The organism is Roseateles sp., from assembly GCF_039929605.1.
Lineage (GTDB): Bacteria > Pseudomonadota > Gammaproteobacteria > Burkholderiales > Burkholderiaceae_C > Pelomonas.
In genome coordinates, this window is sequence record NZ_JBDSQX010000075.1 from 13163 (window position 1) to 28772 (window position 15610).

The window sequence follows — 15610 nt, forward strand, 5'->3', positions numbered from 1 at the left end:
AAAAATCAGGCTTTGACCTTGACGTAGCGACCGGGTGCGGGCTCGATCGCCTTGAACTTGCGGTTGCCCGGCGTCTTGGGCGCGGGCTTGGCCTCGCCAGCATGTGAGGCCAGCCAGGCTGACCAATCCGGCCACCAGCTGCCCGGGTGCTCCGTGGCACCTTGCAACCAGTCGTCGGCCTCAGCCGGCAAGGTAGCACCCTTGGTGATCCAGTGGCTGCGCTTGGCCGGCTTGCCGGGCTTTGGCGGCGGGTTGATGACACCGGCGATATGGCCCGAGGCGCCCAGCACGAAGCGCTTCTTGCCCTTGAGCAACTGGGTGCTGCGGTAGGCGCTCGTCCACGGCACGATGTGGTCCTCGCGCGAGCCGTAGATGTAGACCGGCGCGTTGATGGCGCCGAGGTCCACCTTCTCGCCGCAGATGGTCAGCTTGCCCGGCACCTTGAGCTCGTTCTGCAGATAGGTGTGGCGCAGATACCAGCAGTACATCGGCCCGGGCAGGTTGGTGGAGTCGCCGTTCCAGTACAGCAGGTCGAAGGCCGGCGGTGCCTCGCCCTTGAGGTAGTTGCCGACGACGTAGTTCCAGACCAGATCGTTGGGGCGCAGGAAGCTGAAAGTGGTGGCCAGCTCCTGGCCGTGCAGCAGCTGCGGGCCCTTGGGCGACTCGGGCCCAAGCGTCGTCTCGCGCATGCGTACCGCGGCTTCGTCGACAAAGATGTCCAGGATGCCGTTGTCGGCAAAGTCCAGCAGCGCCGTCAGCAGCGTGACGCTGGCGGCCGGCTGCTCGCCGCGTGCGGCCAGCACGGCCAGCGCGGTGGCGAGGATGGTGCCGCCGACGCAGAAGCCCAGCGTGTTGATCTGCTTCTGGCCCGAGATTTCCTGAGCCACGCGGATGGCTTCGATGGCACCGGTCTGGATGTAGTCGTCCCAGCCGAAGTGCTTGATGGACTCGTCCGGGTTGCGCCAGCTGACGACGAAGACGCGGTTGCCCTCGGCCACGGCATAACGGATCAGTGAGTTGTCGGGCTGCAGGTCGAGGATGTAGAACTTGTTGATGCAGGGCGGCACCATCAGCAGCGGCCGTGCGGCCACTGAGGCCGTCAACGGCGTGTACTCGATGAGCTGGAAGAGTTCGTTCTCGAAGACGACATTGCCCGCCGTGGTGGCCACGTTCTTGCCGACCTCGAAGGCGCTTTCATCCGTCTGCGACACATGGCCGCGCTGCACGTCGCCCCACAGCTGCTGCAGGCCGCGGGCCAGCGTTTCACCCTTGCTGTCGAGCGCGAGCTTCTGCGCCTCGGGGTTCAGCGCGAGGAAGTTGCTGGGAGCGGCCATGTCGACGAACTGCTGCACCGCAAAGCGGATGCGCGCCTTGGTCTTGTCGTCGCCCTCGATGGACGCCGCCATCTGCTGCATCGTGCGGCCGTTGAGCAGGTAGAGCTGCGTCATGAAACTGGCAGCCTTGCTGGCCCGCCACTCGGGCGCCGCGAAGCGCCGGTCGCTGACCGCGGGCACCTCGCCCTGGCCCAGCGACGCATTCCACAAGCTCGTCGCCTGCTTCAGGTAATCGCTCTGCAATTCCGCCAGCGCGGTGGGTGAGATGAGCGGCAGATGCGCCATCTGATGCATCAGCTCGGCGAAGGGCGGCTGCGCCTCGGCTGCGGGCGATGCATCGGTCTTCTTGCGGGTGGCCATGAATCTCCTAGGAACTCTGTCGCCTCAGCGGTGTCGTCTGAGCCAGTGCAATAAGCTTGCCACATTCCGCTGACCCGACTTTTTAACCCCAGGCGCTGACATGCCTGTGACGCCATGTACCTCGTCGCCATCGCCTGGGCCTATGTTGCATTGATGATGGCTGCCGCCGAAGCGATGAGCCCGCAGGGCACCCTCCTTGGCGCCATCGTCACCTTGCTGCTTTACGGCGTGTTGCCGCTGGGCCTGCTGCTCTACATCCTCGGCACGCCGGGCCGCCGGCGCAGGCGGCGTGCAACGGAAGCCGCTGAACTAACGGCCGAGGCTGATGCAGGCGGCCATGCGCCCGCAGGGCCGGCCGAGGGACTCACCCCGGAACGAGAAGAAGCGTGAATCATCGGTCAGCGTGCACCAGCCGCCGCCGCTGATTCGGGTGACATTGATCGACATCAAGCGTTCGCGAGCTAGCAAGGGCAGATCGGCGCGCCAGCGAGGCTCAGGGTTGGGCCGGTAGAGAAAGCCAGGCTGGTCGCGCTCCAGCGGCTTGCGGCCGAATGCGGCCACGACCTCGGGGCCGACCTCGAAGGCCTGCGGGCCGATGCAGGCGCCCAGCCAGGCCTTCACGTCGCGCGGCTCGCAGCCAGCGGCGGCGCAGAGTTCGGCGACCGTGTTCTCCAGCACGCCCGCCGCCAGGCCGCGCCAGCCGGCATGCGCGCCGGCCACGCCGCCCGGCGCGGCGAAGAGCACGGGCAGGCAATCGGCCACGAGGATGGCGACGGCCAGGTTGGGGTCGGTGGACACGGCAGCGTCTGCCCCGGGCGCGTTGTCGTCGTGCCAGCCCGCCTGCAGGCGCACCACGTCGGCACCATGGACCTGATCCAGAAAGATCGGCCGCGCGCCCAGTTGCTCGGCGAGACGGGCACGGTTGGCGCGCACCTGCTCGGGGTCGCCCGCCTTGCGGCCAAAGTTGGGGCCGCGCGTCGTCATGAAGGCGGTGACGCCGGGCCAGTCCGGCCGCAACCAGGTCGGGTCAAGCGGCATCGGGGCAGGCGTCCGGGTGGGTGCTCGCAAACGCCGGCAGCGCCAGGCAGGCGGCGTTGATGCGCAGCACCGTGGGGAAGTCGTCCAGCCGGCATTCGAAGCGCTGGGCGTTGTAGACCTGAGGCACGAGCAGGCAGTCGGCCAGGCCCGGCGTGTCGCCAAAGCAGAACTGCCCGGCCGTGCGGGCCAGCCGCTGCTCGACGACGGCGAGGCCGGTGGCCACCCAATGGCGATACCAGCGGTCCACCTCGCCCTGATCGTGGCCCATGTCGTGCTTTAGGTAGCGCAACACGCGCAGGTTGTTGATGGGGTGGATGTCGCAGCCGATGTCCTGCGCCAGCGCCCTCACCTGCGCCCGCGCGAAGGCACCCTGCGGCAGCAGCGGCGGCTCGGGGTGGGTCTCGTCGAGGTATTCGAGGATGGCCATGGACTGGCTCAGCCAGGTGCCGTCGTCCAGCACCAGGGCTGGCACGAGATGCGACACCTGCTGTGCGGCGAAGGGCCCAGCGAACTGCTCGTTCTTGGCGAGGTGGATGGCCTCGTAGTCGTAGTCCAGCCCTTTCAGCGCCAGGCCGATGCGCACGCGCCAGGAGGCTGAGGAGCGGAAGTAGTTGTAGAGCTTCATAAGCGGTCATTCTCCGGCTTCTAAACTGGCCCTCATGCCCTTCCCCAGCCACTTCAAGCATTGCCCGAACTGCGGCACCGCCGTGGACTACCGCATTCCGCCCGACGACAACCGCGAACGCGCGGTCTGCCCGGCCTGCGCGGCCATCCATTACCAGAACCCTCTGAACGTCGTCGGCACCTTGCCGGTCTGGGAAGAAGACGGCCGCGTGCTGCTGTGCCGCCGCGCCATCGAACCGCGCCATGGGCTGTGGACGCTGCCGGGCGGCTTCATGGAGCTGGGCGAAACCTGCGCCGAAGGTGCGCTGCGCGAGACGGTGGAGGAGGCCGGCGCCGATGTGGAGATGGGGCCGCTGTACACGATGCTGAACGTCGTGCGCGTCGGCCAGGTCCACCTCTTCTACTACGCCCGCCTGCGCTCGCTGGACTTCAATCCGGGGCCCGAGTCGCTGGAGGCGAAGCTCTTTGCCGAGCACGAGATTCCCTGGGACGAGATCGCCTTCAAGACGTCACGCGAGACGCTGCGCTGCTTCTTCGACGACCGCCGCGCGGGCCGTGCGCTCGGCCTGCGCGAGATCGACATTCCTTGATCGCCGCGTCGGCCGCGCGTCGCCTCGCGTCAGAATGCCCGTCCCGTGAGCAAGCCTCCCAACATTCCAGACGACGTCAGGCGCTTCATCCTGACTGGTGTACCCAGCGTCCCGTTCGCGGAGGCGGTGCTGCTGCTCAGACGCCGGGCCGGCGAGAAGCTGGACGCCAGCGCCGTTGCGAAGTCCTTGTATGTACCGCAGCGCACTGCCAACGAATTGCTCGTCCTGGGTCTGGACTCCGGCGTGCTGAGCCGTGACGAGGCGGGCTACTGTTACCAGCCCCGCGATGAGGAACTGGCACGCGCCTGGGATCGTTTTGCCAACTGCTACGGGACCCATCTCATCGCCGTGACGCAGCTGATTCATGGCGCCAAGCCCAACAGCGCTCAGCTGTTCGCAGACGCCTTCAAGCTCAAAAGGGAGCCCTGAATTGGACAAGCTGATCTACACCTTGTGCGCCCTGACGGCGCTGGCTTGCGCCTGGCTGCTGTTGCGCGCCTACGCCCGCAGCCGGGCGCGGCTGCTGCTTTGGAGCGGTCTGTGCTTTGCGGGGCTGACCGCCAACAACCTGATGCTCATCCTGGACCGCATGGTCTTTACTGACATCGACCTGCTGCCGGCGCGGCTGGTGCTGGGCCTGGCCTCGGTCTGGGTGCTCGCCATCGCCCTCGTCATGGAGAACGAACGATGAGCAACAGCCTGGCGGCGGCCACGCTGGTCGGCGGCATCGCTGCCGGCTGCTTCGTCGTGGGCCTGGTGTTTCTGCGCTACTGGCGCAGCACGCGCGACCGCTTCTTCCTGTTCTTCATGCTGTCGTTCTGGATCGAGGCCGCCAACCGCGTGCACATGGCGATGACGGCCTCCTGGAACGAAGGCGACCCGGTGCACTATTCGGTGCGTCTGCTGTCCTACGCCTTGATCGTCGTCGCCATCTGGGACAAGAACCGTCCGAAGCGGCCCTGAGCGCGCTCAACGCCCACCCAGCACCCGGGCCGGCAGCATGACGATGGCGCGCAGCAGGCCGAACACGCCGTCCACCGCAATGCCCAGCAGCCTGAACGGCAGCATGGCCAGCCATACCAGCGGCCACAGCAGCAGGGCACCGATGGCCAGCGGCCAGCAGAGGATGAACAGCAGGCACCAGAGCAGAAAGCCGAGCATCGCGGGACTCCTCGTGAACGAATAGCCGCCACGGTAGCCCGCCCGGGCGCCCGCTTCACGCGGCCTGCGACCAAGCGGCGATCGGTCAGGACGAGCCGTCAGACGCGCTGACGACCGGCCACGTAGCAGGCAGCCAGGTTGCGCTCGTCGGCCAGCGTCATCCAGGCGAAGACGCGCTCGTGAAGCTCGCGGGCGACGGCGTCGCGTGCCTCGGCGACCGGGCCTTTCGCCCAGTCCCAGACGCAGATGTCCGCCGTCTGGCCGACCGACAGCCCGCCGATCTCGCCGCCCAGCTGCAAGGCCTCGGCCGCGCCGCGCGTGCTGGCGTGCAGCGCCGTCCAGGCCGTCAGCCGTTCGCCGCGCAGGGCCTGCACCTTGTAGGCGTCGAGCATGTTGCGCGGCAGGCTGAGCGTGGTGCCGCCGCCGACGTCGGAGGCCAGGCTGACGTTGAAGGCCGAGCCCGGCCAGTCGAACAGCCCGCTGCCCAGGAAGAGGTTGCTCGACGGGCAATGCGCCACCTGGGCGCCACGGTCGGCAATCAAGACCTTGTCATGCGCGTCCAGCCAGATGCCGTGGGCCAGCACCGCGCGCTCGTGCACCAGGCCCACGCGCTCATAGACGTCCAGGTAGCTGCGCGCCTCGGGGAAGAGCTTGGCCACCCAGGCCACCTCGGCGCGGTTCTCGGCCACGTGGGTCTGCATGTAAAGGCTGGCGTCGGCGCGGCACAGCGCGCCGGCCATGGCGAGCTGCTCGGGCGTGCTGGTCGGCGCAAAGCGCACGGTCACCGCGTAGGCGAGTCGTTTGGTGCCGTGAAAACGTTCGATCAGATCGGTGCACTCCCGCTCGGCTTGCACCACATCGTCACGCAGACCGTCGGGCGCGTGGCGGTCCATCAGCACCTTGCCCGTGATGAGGCGCATGCCGCGCGCGGCGGCGCTGTCGAACAAGGCCTCGGCCGAGACCTTGTGCACGGTGGCGAAGACGACGGCGGAGGTGGTGCCGCTGGCCAGTAGCGCATCCAGGAAAACCTCGGCGCCCGCGCGGCTGCGCGCCGGGTCGGCAAAGGCACATTCCGCCGGGAAGGTGTAGCGCTCCAGCCAGTCCAGCAGCTCGGTGCCGTAGGAGCCGATGACCTCCAGCTGAGGGCAGTGGACATGGGTGTCGATGAAGCCCGGCAGCACGAGCTGGCCGGCATGGTCCTTGCGCGCCCAGCTGGCGTCGGGCTCGGCGGCCTGGCGCCCGACGATGCGGCCGTCCTCGATCAGCAGCCAGTGATCACGGTCGAAACGCACCGCCGGGGATTCGGTTTCGCCCCAGCGCGGTGCGGCGTTGAAGTCGAGCAGATCGCCGCGCAGCGCCCATCGGCGCGGGCTGTCGGTTGATTTTTCCTGGTTAGTAAAACTCATATGGCAATTCTGGAGCAAGGTTCGACAATCGAGGCCAACATGAATACCCGCCCCATCCGTTTTTTCCATCGCGGCCAGGTCGCCGAAGTGACCGGCCTGCCCGCCACGACGACGGTGCTGCAGTACCTGCGCGAGCACGCCCACTGCACCGGCACCAAGGAAGGCTGCGCCGAGGGCGACTGCGGCGCCTGCACCGTCATTCAGGGTGAGCTGGACGCGCAAGGCCAGCTGCAGCTACGCAATGTCAATGCCTGCACGCAGTTCCTGCCCACGATGGACGGCCGCGCGCTGCTCACGGTTGAAGACCTGGGCGGCCCTGAGGCGCTCAACCCCGCCCAGCAGGCGCTGGTGGACTGCCACGGCTCGCAGTGCGGCTTTTGCACACCCGGCTTCGTCATGACGATGACAACTTGCTACGAGGCCCACCAGGCCGCCGGCACGCGGCCCGACCGGCAGGAGCTGGCCGACGCGCTGGCCGGCAACCTCTGCCGCTGCACCGGCTACCGGCCCATCCTGGATGCGGGTGAACGCATGTTCGACGCGCCGGCCCGCCTGCTGGACCGCGAGCCCATCGCCGCCGCGCTGCGCGAACTGGCCAGGGACGAGCCGCTGGACTACCGGCACGCCGGCCAGCGCTTCCACGCGCCGCAAACCCTGCCCGACCTCGCCCTGCTGCGCGAGACCTACCCGCAGGCCACGCTGCTGGCAGGCTCCACCGACATCGGCCTGTGGGTCAACAAGCAGTTCCGCGAGCTGCCGGAGCTGATCTACACCGGCCGAGTCGAGGCGCTGCGCGAGATCCGCTCGGAGGACTTCAACGGTCAGCCCGGCCTGTGGATCGGCGCGGCGGCCTCGCTGGAGGACGCTTGGGGCCAACTGACCGAACTGGCTCCATCGCTAGCCGAGCTGTGGCGCCGCTTTGCCTCGCCGCCGGTGCGCCATGCGGGGACTCTCGGCGGCAACATCGCCAACGGCTCACCCATCGGCGACGGCGCGCCGGCCCTCATCGCGCTGGGCGCGGACGTGATCCTGCGTCGTGGCACGCAGCAGCGCCGCCTGCCGCTGCAGGACTTCTATCTGGACTACCTGAAGAAGGACTTGCAGCCCGGCGAGTTCGTCGAGGCGCTGCATGTACCAAAGCCGGACACGAGCTGGGCCATCTCGGCGCACAAGGTCTCCAAGCGGCATGACAGCGACATCTCCGCCGTCTGCGCGGTGCTGGCGCTGCAACTGCGCAACGGCAGCGTGCAGCAGGCGCGTTTCGTGTTCGGCGGCATGGCGGCCATCGTCAAGCGCGCGGCTGCGGCTGAAGCCGCTGTCGTCGGCCAGCCCTGGGTCGAGGCCACCGCCGAAGCGGCTGCGGCGGCGCTGGTCAACGACTTCAAACCGATGACCGACGTGCGCGCCTCCAGCGCCTACCGGCTCAAGGTCGCGCAGAACCTGCTGCGCAAGCTGTGGCTGGAAAGCCTGGACCGGCGCACGTTGACGGTCTGGCGCATCGCGAGGTTGGCGGCATGAACAAGCGCGAAACACTCGTCACCAGCGAGCCCGTCGTGGGCCGCTCGCTGCCGCATGAGTCGGCCCATCTTCACGTCAGCGGCGCCGCACCCTACACCGACGACCTCCCCGAACCCGCCGGCACGCTGCATGCGGCGCTGGGCCTGTCACCCATCGCGCACGGCAAGCTGCTGGGCATCGATGTTGAGCGCATCCGCAAGATGCCCGGCGTCGTCGCGGTGTTCACGGCGGCCGACATTGCCGGCGAGAACAACTGCGGGCCGCTGCTGCATGACGACCCGATCCTGGCCTCGGACGAACTGCGCTACGTCGGCCAGCCGGTGTTCGCCGTCATCGCGACGGACCGCGAACTCGCCCGTCGAGCGGCATCGCTGGCCAAGCAGGTCATCCAGGCCGAGCCGCTGCCGCCGGTGCTGACAGCGCTCGAAGCCCACGCCGCCGGCCAGTATGTTTTGCCGCCCATGCACCTGACGCGCGGCGAACCGGCCGAGCAGCTCGCCGCCGCGCCGCACCGCCTGCGTGGCACGTGGAGCCTGGGCGGGCAGGAGCAGTTCTACCTAGAAGGCCAGATCAGCCTGGCCCTGCCGCAGGAAGGCGGCGACGGCGTGCTGGTGCATTGCTCGACCCAGCACCCGAGCGAAATGCAGCAGCTCGTGGCGCATGCTTTAGGCTGGCAGGCCCACCGCGTCGTCGTGCAATGCCGGCGCATGGGCGGCGGCTTCGGCGGCAAGGAGTCGCAATCGGCCGTGTTCGCCTGCGTGGCCGCCATCGCCGCGCTGAAGCTGAAGAAGCCCGTCAAGCTGCGCGTAGACCGCGATGACGACTTCCTCATCACCGGCCGCCGCCACGGCTTCGACTACCGCTGGGACGTGGGCTTCGACGCCGACGGCCGCGTCCTCGCAGTCGACATCGACCTGATCGCCAACGCCGGCCACAGCGCCGACCTGTCCGCGCCGGTCATGGCCCGCGCGCTCTGCCACTTCGACAACGCCTACTGGCTGCCGCACGTCGCCATGCATGGCTACTGCGCCAGGACCAACACGCAGAGCAACACCGCCTTCCGCGGCTTCGGCGGCCCGCAGGGCGCCATCGCCGTGGAGATGATCCTGGACGGCATCGCGCGCCGGCTCGGTGTGGACGCCGCGGAGGTGCGGCAGCGCAACTTCTACGCGCCCGGCCGCGACGTAACGCCCTACGGCCAGCAGGTCGAGGAATTGCACGCGCAGCCGCTAACCGCGCAACTGCTAGCCAGCAGCCGCTACGCCGATCGCCGCGCCGAGATCACCGCGTTCAACGCCGGCAGCCGCGTGCTGAAGAAGGGCCTGGCCTTTACGCCGGTCAAGTTCGGCATTTCCTTCAACGTCGCCCACCTGAACCAGGCCGGCGCGCTGGTGCACGTCTACACCGACGGCTCGGTGCTGGTGAACCACGGCGGCACGGAGATGGGCCAGGGGCTGAACACCAAGGTCGCGCAGGTCGTGGCGCATGAGCTGGGCCTGCCACTGTCGTCGGTGCGCTGCTCGGCGACCGACACGAGCAAGGTCGCCAACACGTCGGCCACGGCGGCCTCCACTGGCAGCGACCTGAACGGCAAGGCCGCGCAGGACGCGGCGCGCAAGATCAAGCTGCGCTTGGCGGCGTTGGCGGCCGAGCGCTTCGGCTGCGCGGTCGAACTCATCGCCTTCGAGGGCGGCCAGGTTAGCGGCGGTGGGCAGAGCGTCGCGTTCTGCGAGCTTGTCGCTGCGGCCTACCTGAAGCGCGTGCAGCTCTGGAGCGACGGCTTCTATGCCACGCCCGGCCTGCACTGGGACCGCACCAAGCTGCAGGGCCACCCGTTCTACTACTTCGCCTGGGGCGGCGCCGTCTGCGAGGCTGTCGTCGACACGCTGACCGGCGAGAGTCGCATCACGCGCGCCGACCTGCTGCACGACGTGGGCACGAGCCTGAACCCGGCCATCGACATCGGCCAGATCGAAGGCGGCTTCATCCAGGGCATGGGCTGGCTGACGATGGAAGAGCTTGTTTGGCACCCCGTGACCGGCCTGCTGACGACGCACGCGCCCAGCACCTACAAGATCCCAACTGCCAACGACTGCCCGACCGAGCTGACCGTCGAACTGTTCGGTGTGGCCAACGCCAGCGAAACCATCCACCGCAGCAAGGCCGTCGGCGAGCCGCCGCTGCTGCTGGGCTTTGCGGCGCTGCTGGCGATCAAGGACGCCTGCGCCGCCTGCGGGCCCACGCGCTGCGACCCGCCGCTGCGCGCGCCGGCCACGGCCGAGGCGGTACTCGATGCGATTGACGCTGTGCGGTGAAGCGGTGTCGCGTCTGAAGTAGCGCGACACCCGCGGACCCGCAGCTACGGGGCTTGCACGTCGGTGAAAGGCTCTATGCCGTCGATGGCGTGATGCGCGGCTTCAGTCGCATAGGTCACGGCCTCCTGCGGTGTCGCCCAGGCGTTCTGCAGGGTCGGGCGATAGCTGTCGTCGGTGCCGCTGGCGCCCGAGACCATGCCACCGATGAGCTCAAAACGCCCGACGAATAGTTCGCCTTGGGCGATCGCGTCCACCTTGAACCGGACGCCCTGGTATTCATCAAAGACGCTGTCTGCCATGGCCTACCTCTGTGTTGAAGAGGCAAGCATGACCAATCAAACGCGAACGCCGACGTAGGACGCGGCAGCTTTCTTTGCTACGACTTAGGGGCTCCCGCCAATGCCCCCAACCTCGCGGCGCGAATCACGGCCGGTTTTTCTGCGTCGCGGCGACGACGGCCTGGGTGCGTGAACTGACGCCCAGCGCCTTCAGCACCGCAGCGACATGATCCTTCACCGTGTCGACGCTGACGCCGAGTTCGCGCGCAATCAGCTTGTTGGGCAAGCCCTGGCTCAGCAGGCTCAGCACATGCTTCTGGCGCGGCGTCAGCGGCAGATGGGCCCAGTCTTGCGGTGGCTGCGCGGCCTCCGGTGCGGGTTTGCCGGGCAGGCGCGCCAACGTCGGCACATAGGTGCCACCGGCCAGCACAAGGCACAGCGCCTCCACCAGGGTGTCCAGATCGCTGCGCTCGGGCACATAGCCCATCGCGCCGGCGCCCAGCGCGGACAGCGCGTCCTCGGTGCGATCGGTGCCTGAGATGACCACCACGGGCAACTGCACATGCTCGTGATGGATCTGCACCAGCAGTTCCAGGCCCCCGTCCACGCGCAAGTCCAGCAACACCAGATCGGGCACGCCCTGTCTCAGCGCGGCAAGCGCGGCGGCGGCGCTGTCGACGCCCTGAACCTGAGGAACAGCGAAATGCTGCTCGATCAGTCCGGTCAGCGCGGCGCACGCCATCGGGAACGCATTGACCAGCAGGACCCTCATTCTTTGCTCCCCTCGGTGGCGCCGATGATAGTCAACGCAGGGCTGCGGCCAGCAGGGGTTTGGCCCAGGCGGGCACGGAGGGCAGCGGTGCATGGCGGACGACGCGGCCCGCTTGCATCTGCAGCAGCAGCACCGGCTGCGGCCGCTTGCCGGCGCGCGGGTCAGCCTCGAAGCTGTTGTCGAAAACGCGCAGGCTGGCCAGGTGCGGCATCAGCTTGATGAGGTTGCTGCGGCTGGCGTCGAAGCGCTCGCGCACCTTGGTCTCGGGGATGTCGTGCCCGCCGGCCGCCACGCGCGCGGCAATGCGGCGCAGATGCAGTTCGGGCGTCGCCAGGCCGGCGAACCAGACATGCACCTCGGCACCGGCACGGGCGCCTTCAAGCAGCAGCCTGGCGATGCTGCCGCCGCCCAGCGTCGTCTCAAAGGCGTGAATGCCCCCCTCTGCCAACGCCTTCTCCAGCCTGCGGCGGCCAACGGTCCAGGCCAGGCCATTGGCTTGTTCTGCGCTCAGGCCGGGCTGCTGCTCGCGTATCCGCGCAGCGGCGGCGTCGGGGTTGAAGAACTCGGCACCACTGGCCTGGAGGGCCGCTCCGCCCAGCGAACTTTTGCCAGCGCCGTTGACACCGGCCAGCACAAAGATCGCCGCCGGCACTCAGGCGGCCTTGCGACGCGGCTTGGCGGCTTTCACGGCAGCGGCGCCGATGGCCTCGGGCGCCATCGCGAAGGCTTGGGTCAACGCCTCGCGCTGCCCTTGCACGCGAGCGAACATCGCGTCGAACTCGCCGCTCAACGCGCCCAGATCGGGCTCGGCGGCGCGTTGCAACTCGCGGTAGCGCTCGACCGACATCAGCACATAGGCCGGCTGGTCGTGCTTGGTGATGAGCACGGCGCCGTGCACCGCCACCGCGCGGCCGACCTTCTGGATGCCCGCCACGAGTTGGGTGGCCGACACGCTGGGCAGCTGGTCGGCAATGGCTTGTTCAAGGACGGCGGACATGGGTGTCTCCAAAGCGTTGATGCATTTTGCCATTTTTCTGCAAATTACATAATTCCCCAGGCATCACGAATCAAGCTGGTGAAGCCGCAACGGGGGTGGGAGGTCAATGGGCTTCTTCCCAGTTGGAGCCCACGCCTACCTCGGCCAGCAAAGGCACCTTCAACTCGGCCACGCCGGCCATCAGGCGCGGCACCTCGGTGCGCATCCAGTCCAGCTCGGCCTCGGGCACCTCGAACACCAGTTCATCGTGCACCTGCATGACGATGCGGCTCTGCTTGCCCGCGCGCTCCAACTCGGCCTGCACCTGCAGCATGGCCAGCTTGATGAGGTCGGCCGCCGTGCCCTGCATGGGCGCGTTGATGGCCTGGCGCTCGGCACCCGCGCGGCGCTGCCCGTTGCCACCGCGAATCTCCGGCAGGTAGATGCGCCGGCCGAACAGCGTCGACACATAGCCCAGCTCGGCCGCGCTCGCCTTGGTCTCGTCCATGTACTTCTTGACGCCGGCAAAGCGCGTGAAGTAGCGATCGATGTAGTCCTTGGCGGCCTTCTGCTCGATGCCTAAAGCGGAGGCCAGGCCGAAGGCACCCATGCCGTAGATGAGGCCGAAGTTGATGGTCTTGGCGTAGCGGCGCTGCTCGTTGGAGACATCGCCCAGCGCCACACCAAAGACCTCGCTGGCGGTGGCGCGGTGCACGTCCTGGCCTTCCTGGAAGGCCTTGAGCAGGCCCGGGTCCTCGCTGATGTGGGCCATGATGCGCAGCTCGATCTGCGAGTAGTCGGCGCTGACGATCTTGCAGCCCGCCGGCGCGATGAACGCCTCCCGCACCTTGCGGCCCTCGGCCGTGCGGATGGGAATGTTCTGCAGGTTGGGCTCGTTGCTGGACAGCCGCCCCGTGATGGCCACGGCCTGCGCGTAGTTGGTGTGCACGCGGCCGGTGTGGGCGTTGATCTGCAGCGGCAGCTTGTCGGTGTAGGTGCTCTTGAGCTTGGACAGGCCGCGGTATTCGAGGATCTTGGCCGGCAGCGGGAAGTCGGCGGCCAGCTCGGTCAGCACCTCTTCGTCGGTGGACGGCGCGCCGGTGGCCGTCTTCTTCACGACAGGCAGGCCCAGCTTGGTGAACAGGATGTCGCCGATCTGCTTCGGTGAGCCGATGTTGAAGGGCTGGCCGGCGATGTCGTAGCACTGCGACTCCAGCAGCACGAGGCGCTGGCCGATCTCGTGGCTTTGCAGTTGCAAACGCCCGGCGTCGATCAGCACGCCGGTGCGCTCCACGCGCGCGAGCAGGTCGGCCGTGGGCATCTCGATGTCGCGGTAGATGTGCGTCAGGCCCGCGTCGGCCTCGATCTGCGGCCACAGCACGCCGTGCAGTTGCAGGCACATCTCGCTGTCCTCGCCCGAGTAGGTCGTCGCCTTGTCCACGCTAACCTGCGCGAACGGGATCTGGTGCACGCCCTTGCCGCACAGGTCCTCGTAGCTCAGGCCCTTGCGGCCCAGATGGCGCTCGGCGAGTGCTTCGAGGTTGTGGGTCTTGTGGGCTTCGAGCACATAGCTTTGCAGCAGCGTGTCGTGCTGCACGCCCGCCAGCGCAATGCCGGCGTTGGTCAGCACATGGCGGTCGTACTTCAGGTTCTGGCCGATCTTCTTGGCCGACTCGTCCTCCAACCAGGGCTTGAGCCGCGCCAGCACTTCGTCGAAAGGCAGTTGCTCCGGCGCGTCCGGGCCGCTGTGATGCAGCGGGATGTAGGCGGCCTCGCCGGGCTTGTCGGCGAACGAGATGCCGACGATGCGCGCGGCCATCGGGTCGAGCGAATCGGTCTCGGTGTCCAGCGCGCACAGGGGTGCAGCGCGCAGGCGGGCGATCCAGGCGTCGAGCTGATCGAACGTCAGGATGGTGTCGTACTGCCGCGCCACATCGGCCGCGCCGGCGAGTGGCTCGGGTTCGTCGAACAGGCCGGGGTTGTCCGCCGGCTTCGTCTTCTTCGCCGCAGGCGCCTCGCCCGTCAGCTCTTCCAGCCAGGCCTTGAAGCCATTGCGCGTGTAGAACTCGCCCAGCGCGACCTTCTCCGGCTCGCGGAAGGCCAGCTCCTCCAGTTGCGGCCAGCCGGCCACGTGCTCGGCGAGTTCGCAGTCCAGCTTCACGGTGACGAGCTTGCGGCCCATCGGCAGCCAGTCCAGCGCGGCACGCAGGTTCTCGCCGGCCTTGCCCTTGATCGTTGGCGCGGCGGCAATGACGCCGTCCAGCGAGCCGTACTCGGCAATCCACTTCGCCGCCGTCTTGGGCCCCACGCCCGGCACGCCCGGCACGTTGTCCACCGTGTCGCCCATCAGCGTCAGGTAGTCGACGATGCGGTTCGGAGGCACGCCGAACTTGGCCAGCACGCCGGCTTCGTCCAGCCGCTCGTTGCTCATCGTGTTGATGAGTTCCACGTCCGGATTGACGAGCTGGGACAGGTCCTTGTCGCCCGTCGACACGATGACGCGGTGGCCCGCATTGGCCGCGATGCAGCACAGCGTGCCGATGACGTCGTCCGCCTCCACGCCCGGCACCGTCAGCGTCGGCCAGCCCAGCAGCTTGACGACCTCGTGGATGGGTTCGATCTGCGCACGCAGCTCCGGCGGCATCGGCGAGCGCTGCGCCTTGTACTCGGGGTACCACTCGTCGCGGAAGGTCGGGCCCGAGGCGTCGAACACGCAGACGGCATGCGCCGCGCCGATGTCGCTCTGCAGCTTCTTCAGCATGGCCACCATGCCGCGCACCGCCCCGGTGGGCTGGCCCTCGGGGCCGCGCAGGTCGGGCATGGCGTGGAAGGCGCGGTAGAGGTAGCTGGAACCGTCGACCAGCAGCAGGATGGGTTTACTCATAGCAAGACATTCTCGGCCAGCACCCCACCTAGAATCGGCAACATGCTTCGCCCTGCCGTACTCCTGCTGCTCGCCGCCCTCAGCGCCGCAGCCCTCGCCGACCCGCCGCCCGAGCCCAAGGTCGAGCGCACCGTGGCCGAGGACGACCAGGTCCGCATCGAGGAGCTCAAGGTGCGCGGCGAGGCCAAGAAGGTCACCGTGAAGAACAAGCTGACCAAGGCGCCTGACTACGAAATCGTCGTCAAGGACGCGGGCGGCGAGTCGGCCGGCGGCACCGGCACCGGCCTGCCCAAGAGCGGCTCGGGCTCGCGGGTCTGGAACGTTTTCAAATTCTGATCGTGCGCGGCCCCCGGG

18 protein-coding genes are annotated in these 15610 nt (G+C 68.1%); 8 read left to right on the forward strand and 10 right to left on the reverse strand.

Going from position 1 to position 15610, the window contains the following annotated elements:
• Positions 1-5: 5 nt before the first annotated feature.
• Entirely contained in the window at positions 6-1694 is a 1689-nt protein-coding gene (gene phaC / locus ABIS05_RS10170; RefSeq protein WP_407074828.1) for a class I poly(R)-hydroxyalkanoic acid synthase, read from the reverse strand.
• 114 nt (positions 1695-1808) lie between these two features.
• On the opposite strand from phaC, the gene ABIS05_RS10175 reads away from it, so the two are divergent.
• Entirely contained in the window at positions 1809-2084 is a 276-nt protein-coding gene (locus tag ABIS05_RS10175; RefSeq protein ID WP_348009854.1) for a hypothetical protein, read from the forward strand.
• Here ABIS05_RS10175 and pgeF read toward each other — a convergent pair.
• Positions 2004-2732 carry a peptidoglycan editing factor PgeF gene (gene pgeF / locus ABIS05_RS10180; RefSeq protein WP_348009855.1) on the reverse strand — a complete coding sequence of 243 codons (729 nt, stop codon included), beginning with the start codon at positions 2730-2732 and terminating at the stop codon, positions 2004-2006. The genes ABIS05_RS10175 and pgeF overlap by 81 nt on opposite strands.
• Positions 2722-3357, reverse strand: coding sequence for a maleylacetoacetate isomerase (gene maiA, locus ABIS05_RS10185; RefSeq protein ID WP_348009856.1), 636 nt, complete (start codon positions 3355-3357; stop codon positions 2722-2724). The genes pgeF and maiA overlap by 11 nt, the downstream gene beginning before the upstream one ends.
• Before the next feature lie 34 nt (positions 3358-3391).
• On the opposite strand from maiA, the gene ABIS05_RS10190 reads away from it, so the two are divergent.
• The 4 genes from ABIS05_RS10190 to ABIS05_RS10205 are packed head-to-tail and all read left to right on the forward strand — an operon-like array spanning position 3392 to position 4909.
• On the forward strand, positions 3392-3946 hold the full coding sequence (locus ABIS05_RS10190) for an NUDIX hydrolase (protein WP_348009857.1): 555 nt from the start codon (positions 3392-3394) through the stop codon (positions 3944-3946).
• Between the two features lie 45 nt (positions 3947-3991).
• On the forward strand, positions 3992-4375 hold the full coding sequence (locus ABIS05_RS10195) for a hypothetical protein (protein ID WP_348009858.1): 384 nt from the start codon (positions 3992-3994) through the stop codon (positions 4373-4375).
• A 1-nt stretch (position 4376) separates the two neighbouring features.
• Positions 4377-4637, forward strand: coding sequence for a DUF5985 family protein (locus tag ABIS05_RS10200; RefSeq protein WP_348009859.1), 261 nt, complete (start codon positions 4377-4379; stop codon positions 4635-4637).
• The gene (locus ABIS05_RS10205; protein ID WP_348009860.1) at positions 4634-4909 is read left to right on the forward strand and encodes a DUF5985 family protein; all 276 of its coding nucleotides are present in this window, start codon (positions 4634-4636) and stop codon (positions 4907-4909) included. Before ABIS05_RS10200 ends, ABIS05_RS10205 begins: the two co-directional genes overlap by 4 nt.
• A 6-nt stretch (positions 4910-4915) precedes the next feature.
• On the opposite strand, the gene ABIS05_RS10210 is transcribed toward ABIS05_RS10205, so the two are convergent.
• Together ABIS05_RS10210 and guaD are read right to left on the reverse strand one after the other, a co-directional pair.
• Positions 4916-5107, reverse strand: a complete 192-nt coding sequence (locus ABIS05_RS10210) for a hypothetical protein (protein WP_348009861.1) — start codon at positions 5105-5107, stop codon at positions 4916-4918.
• A gap of 98 nt (positions 5108-5205) precedes the next feature.
• Entirely contained in the window at positions 5206-6513 is a 1308-nt protein-coding gene (gene guaD, locus ABIS05_RS10215; protein WP_348009862.1) for a guanine deaminase, read from the reverse strand.
• 39 nt (positions 6514-6552) lie between these two features.
• Between guaD and xdhA the strand changes: the two genes are divergently transcribed.
• Both xdhA and xdhB read left to right on the forward strand, forming a co-directional pair.
• Positions 6553-8031: a xanthine dehydrogenase small subunit gene (xdhA, locus tag ABIS05_RS10220; protein ID WP_348009863.1), complete on the forward strand. Its 1479-nt coding sequence runs from the start codon at positions 6553-6555 to the stop codon at positions 8029-8031.
• Positions 8028-10346 carry a xanthine dehydrogenase molybdopterin binding subunit gene (xdhB, locus tag ABIS05_RS10225; RefSeq protein ID WP_348009864.1) on the forward strand — a complete coding sequence of 773 codons (2319 nt, stop codon included), beginning with the start codon at positions 8028-8030 and terminating at the stop codon, positions 10344-10346. Before xdhA ends, xdhB begins: the two co-directional genes overlap by 4 nt.
• Before the next feature lie 44 nt (positions 10347-10390).
• Here xdhB and ABIS05_RS10230 read toward each other — a convergent pair whose 3' ends face one another.
• The 5 genes from ABIS05_RS10230 to polA all read right to left on the reverse strand — a co-directional run bounded on the left by ABIS05_RS10230 (position 10391) and on the right by polA (position 15256).
• A complete protein-coding gene (locus ABIS05_RS10230; RefSeq protein ID WP_348009865.1) occupies positions 10391-10645 on the reverse strand; it encodes a hypothetical protein in 255 nt (84 codons plus the stop codon).
• Positions 10646-10769: 124 nt separating this feature from the next.
• On the reverse strand, positions 10770-11396 hold the full coding sequence (locus ABIS05_RS10235; RefSeq protein WP_348009866.1) for a response regulator transcription factor: 627 nt from the start codon (positions 11394-11396) through the stop codon (positions 10770-10772).
• Positions 11397-11427: 31 nt separating this feature from the next.
• Positions 11428-12048: an AAA family ATPase gene (locus tag ABIS05_RS10240; RefSeq protein ID WP_348009867.1), complete on the reverse strand. Its 621-nt coding sequence runs from the start codon at positions 12046-12048 to the stop codon at positions 11428-11430.
• Complete coding sequence (locus ABIS05_RS10245) at positions 12049-12393, reverse strand: hypothetical protein (protein ID WP_348009868.1); 345 nt, start codon at positions 12391-12393, stop codon at positions 12049-12051. It lies immediately after the preceding gene.
• Positions 12394-12496: 103 nt separating this feature from the next.
• Positions 12497-15256, reverse strand: a complete 2760-nt coding sequence (gene polA, locus ABIS05_RS10250) for a DNA polymerase I (RefSeq protein ID WP_348009869.1) — start codon at positions 15254-15256, stop codon at positions 12497-12499.
• Positions 15257-15298: 42 nt separating this feature from the next.
• On the opposite strand from polA, the gene ABIS05_RS10255 reads away from it, so the two are divergent.
• Entirely contained in the window at positions 15299-15592 is a 294-nt protein-coding gene (locus ABIS05_RS10255; protein ID WP_348009870.1) for a hypothetical protein, read from the forward strand.
• The last annotated feature ends 18 nt before the right edge of the window (positions 15593-15610 follow it).

What these genes read in the sequence shown, in the direction of transcription:
- phaC (WP_407074828.1), bottom strand. Translation starts at nt 1,694, where the DNA reads ATGGCCACCCGCAAGAAGACCGATGCATCGCCCGCAGCCGAGGCGCAG.
- ABIS05_RS10175 (WP_348009854.1), top strand. Translation starts at nt 1,809, where the DNA reads ATGTACCTCGTCGCCATCGCCTGGGCCTATGTTGCATTGATGATGGCT.
- pgeF (WP_348009855.1), bottom strand. Translation starts at nt 2,732, where the DNA reads ATGCCGCTTGACCCGACCTGGTTGCGGCCGGACTGGCCCGGCGTCACC.
- maiA (WP_348009856.1), bottom strand. Translation starts at nt 3,357, where the DNA reads ATGAAGCTCTACAACTACTTCCGCTCCTCAGCCTCCTGGCGCGTGCGC.
- ABIS05_RS10190 (WP_348009857.1), top strand. Translation starts at nt 3,392, where the DNA reads ATGCCCTTCCCCAGCCACTTCAAGCATTGCCCGAACTGCGGCACCGCC.
- ABIS05_RS10205 (WP_348009860.1), top strand. Translation starts at nt 4,634, where the DNA reads ATGAGCAACAGCCTGGCGGCGGCCACGCTGGTCGGCGGCATCGCTGCC.
- ABIS05_RS10210 (WP_348009861.1), bottom strand. Translation starts at nt 5,107, where the DNA reads ATGCTCGGCTTTCTGCTCTGGTGCCTGCTGTTCATCCTCTGCTGGCCG.
- guaD (WP_348009862.1), bottom strand. Translation starts at nt 6,513, where the DNA reads ATGAGTTTTACTAACCAGGAAAAATCAACCGACAGCCCGCGCCGATGG.
- xdhA (WP_348009863.1), top strand. Translation starts at nt 6,553, where the DNA reads ATGAATACCCGCCCCATCCGTTTTTTCCATCGCGGCCAGGTCGCCGAA.
- xdhB (WP_348009864.1), top strand. Translation starts at nt 8,028, where the DNA reads ATGAACAAGCGCGAAACACTCGTCACCAGCGAGCCCGTCGTGGGCCGC.
- ABIS05_RS10230 (WP_348009865.1), bottom strand. Translation starts at nt 10,645, where the DNA reads ATGGCAGACAGCGTCTTTGATGAATACCAGGGCGTCCGGTTCAAGGTG.
- ABIS05_RS10235 (WP_348009866.1), bottom strand. Translation starts at nt 11,396, where the DNA reads ATGAGGGTCCTGCTGGTCAATGCGTTCCCGATGGCGTGCGCCGCGCTG.
- ABIS05_RS10245 (WP_348009868.1), bottom strand. Translation starts at nt 12,393, where the DNA reads ATGTCCGCCGTCCTTGAACAAGCCATTGCCGACCAGCTGCCCAGCGTG.
- polA (WP_348009869.1), bottom strand. Translation starts at nt 15,256, where the DNA reads ATGAGTAAACCCATCCTGCTGCTGGTCGACGGTTCCAGCTACCTCTAC.
- ABIS05_RS10255 (WP_348009870.1), top strand. Translation starts at nt 15,299, where the DNA reads ATGCTTCGCCCTGCCGTACTCCTGCTGCTCGCCGCCCTCAGCGCCGCA.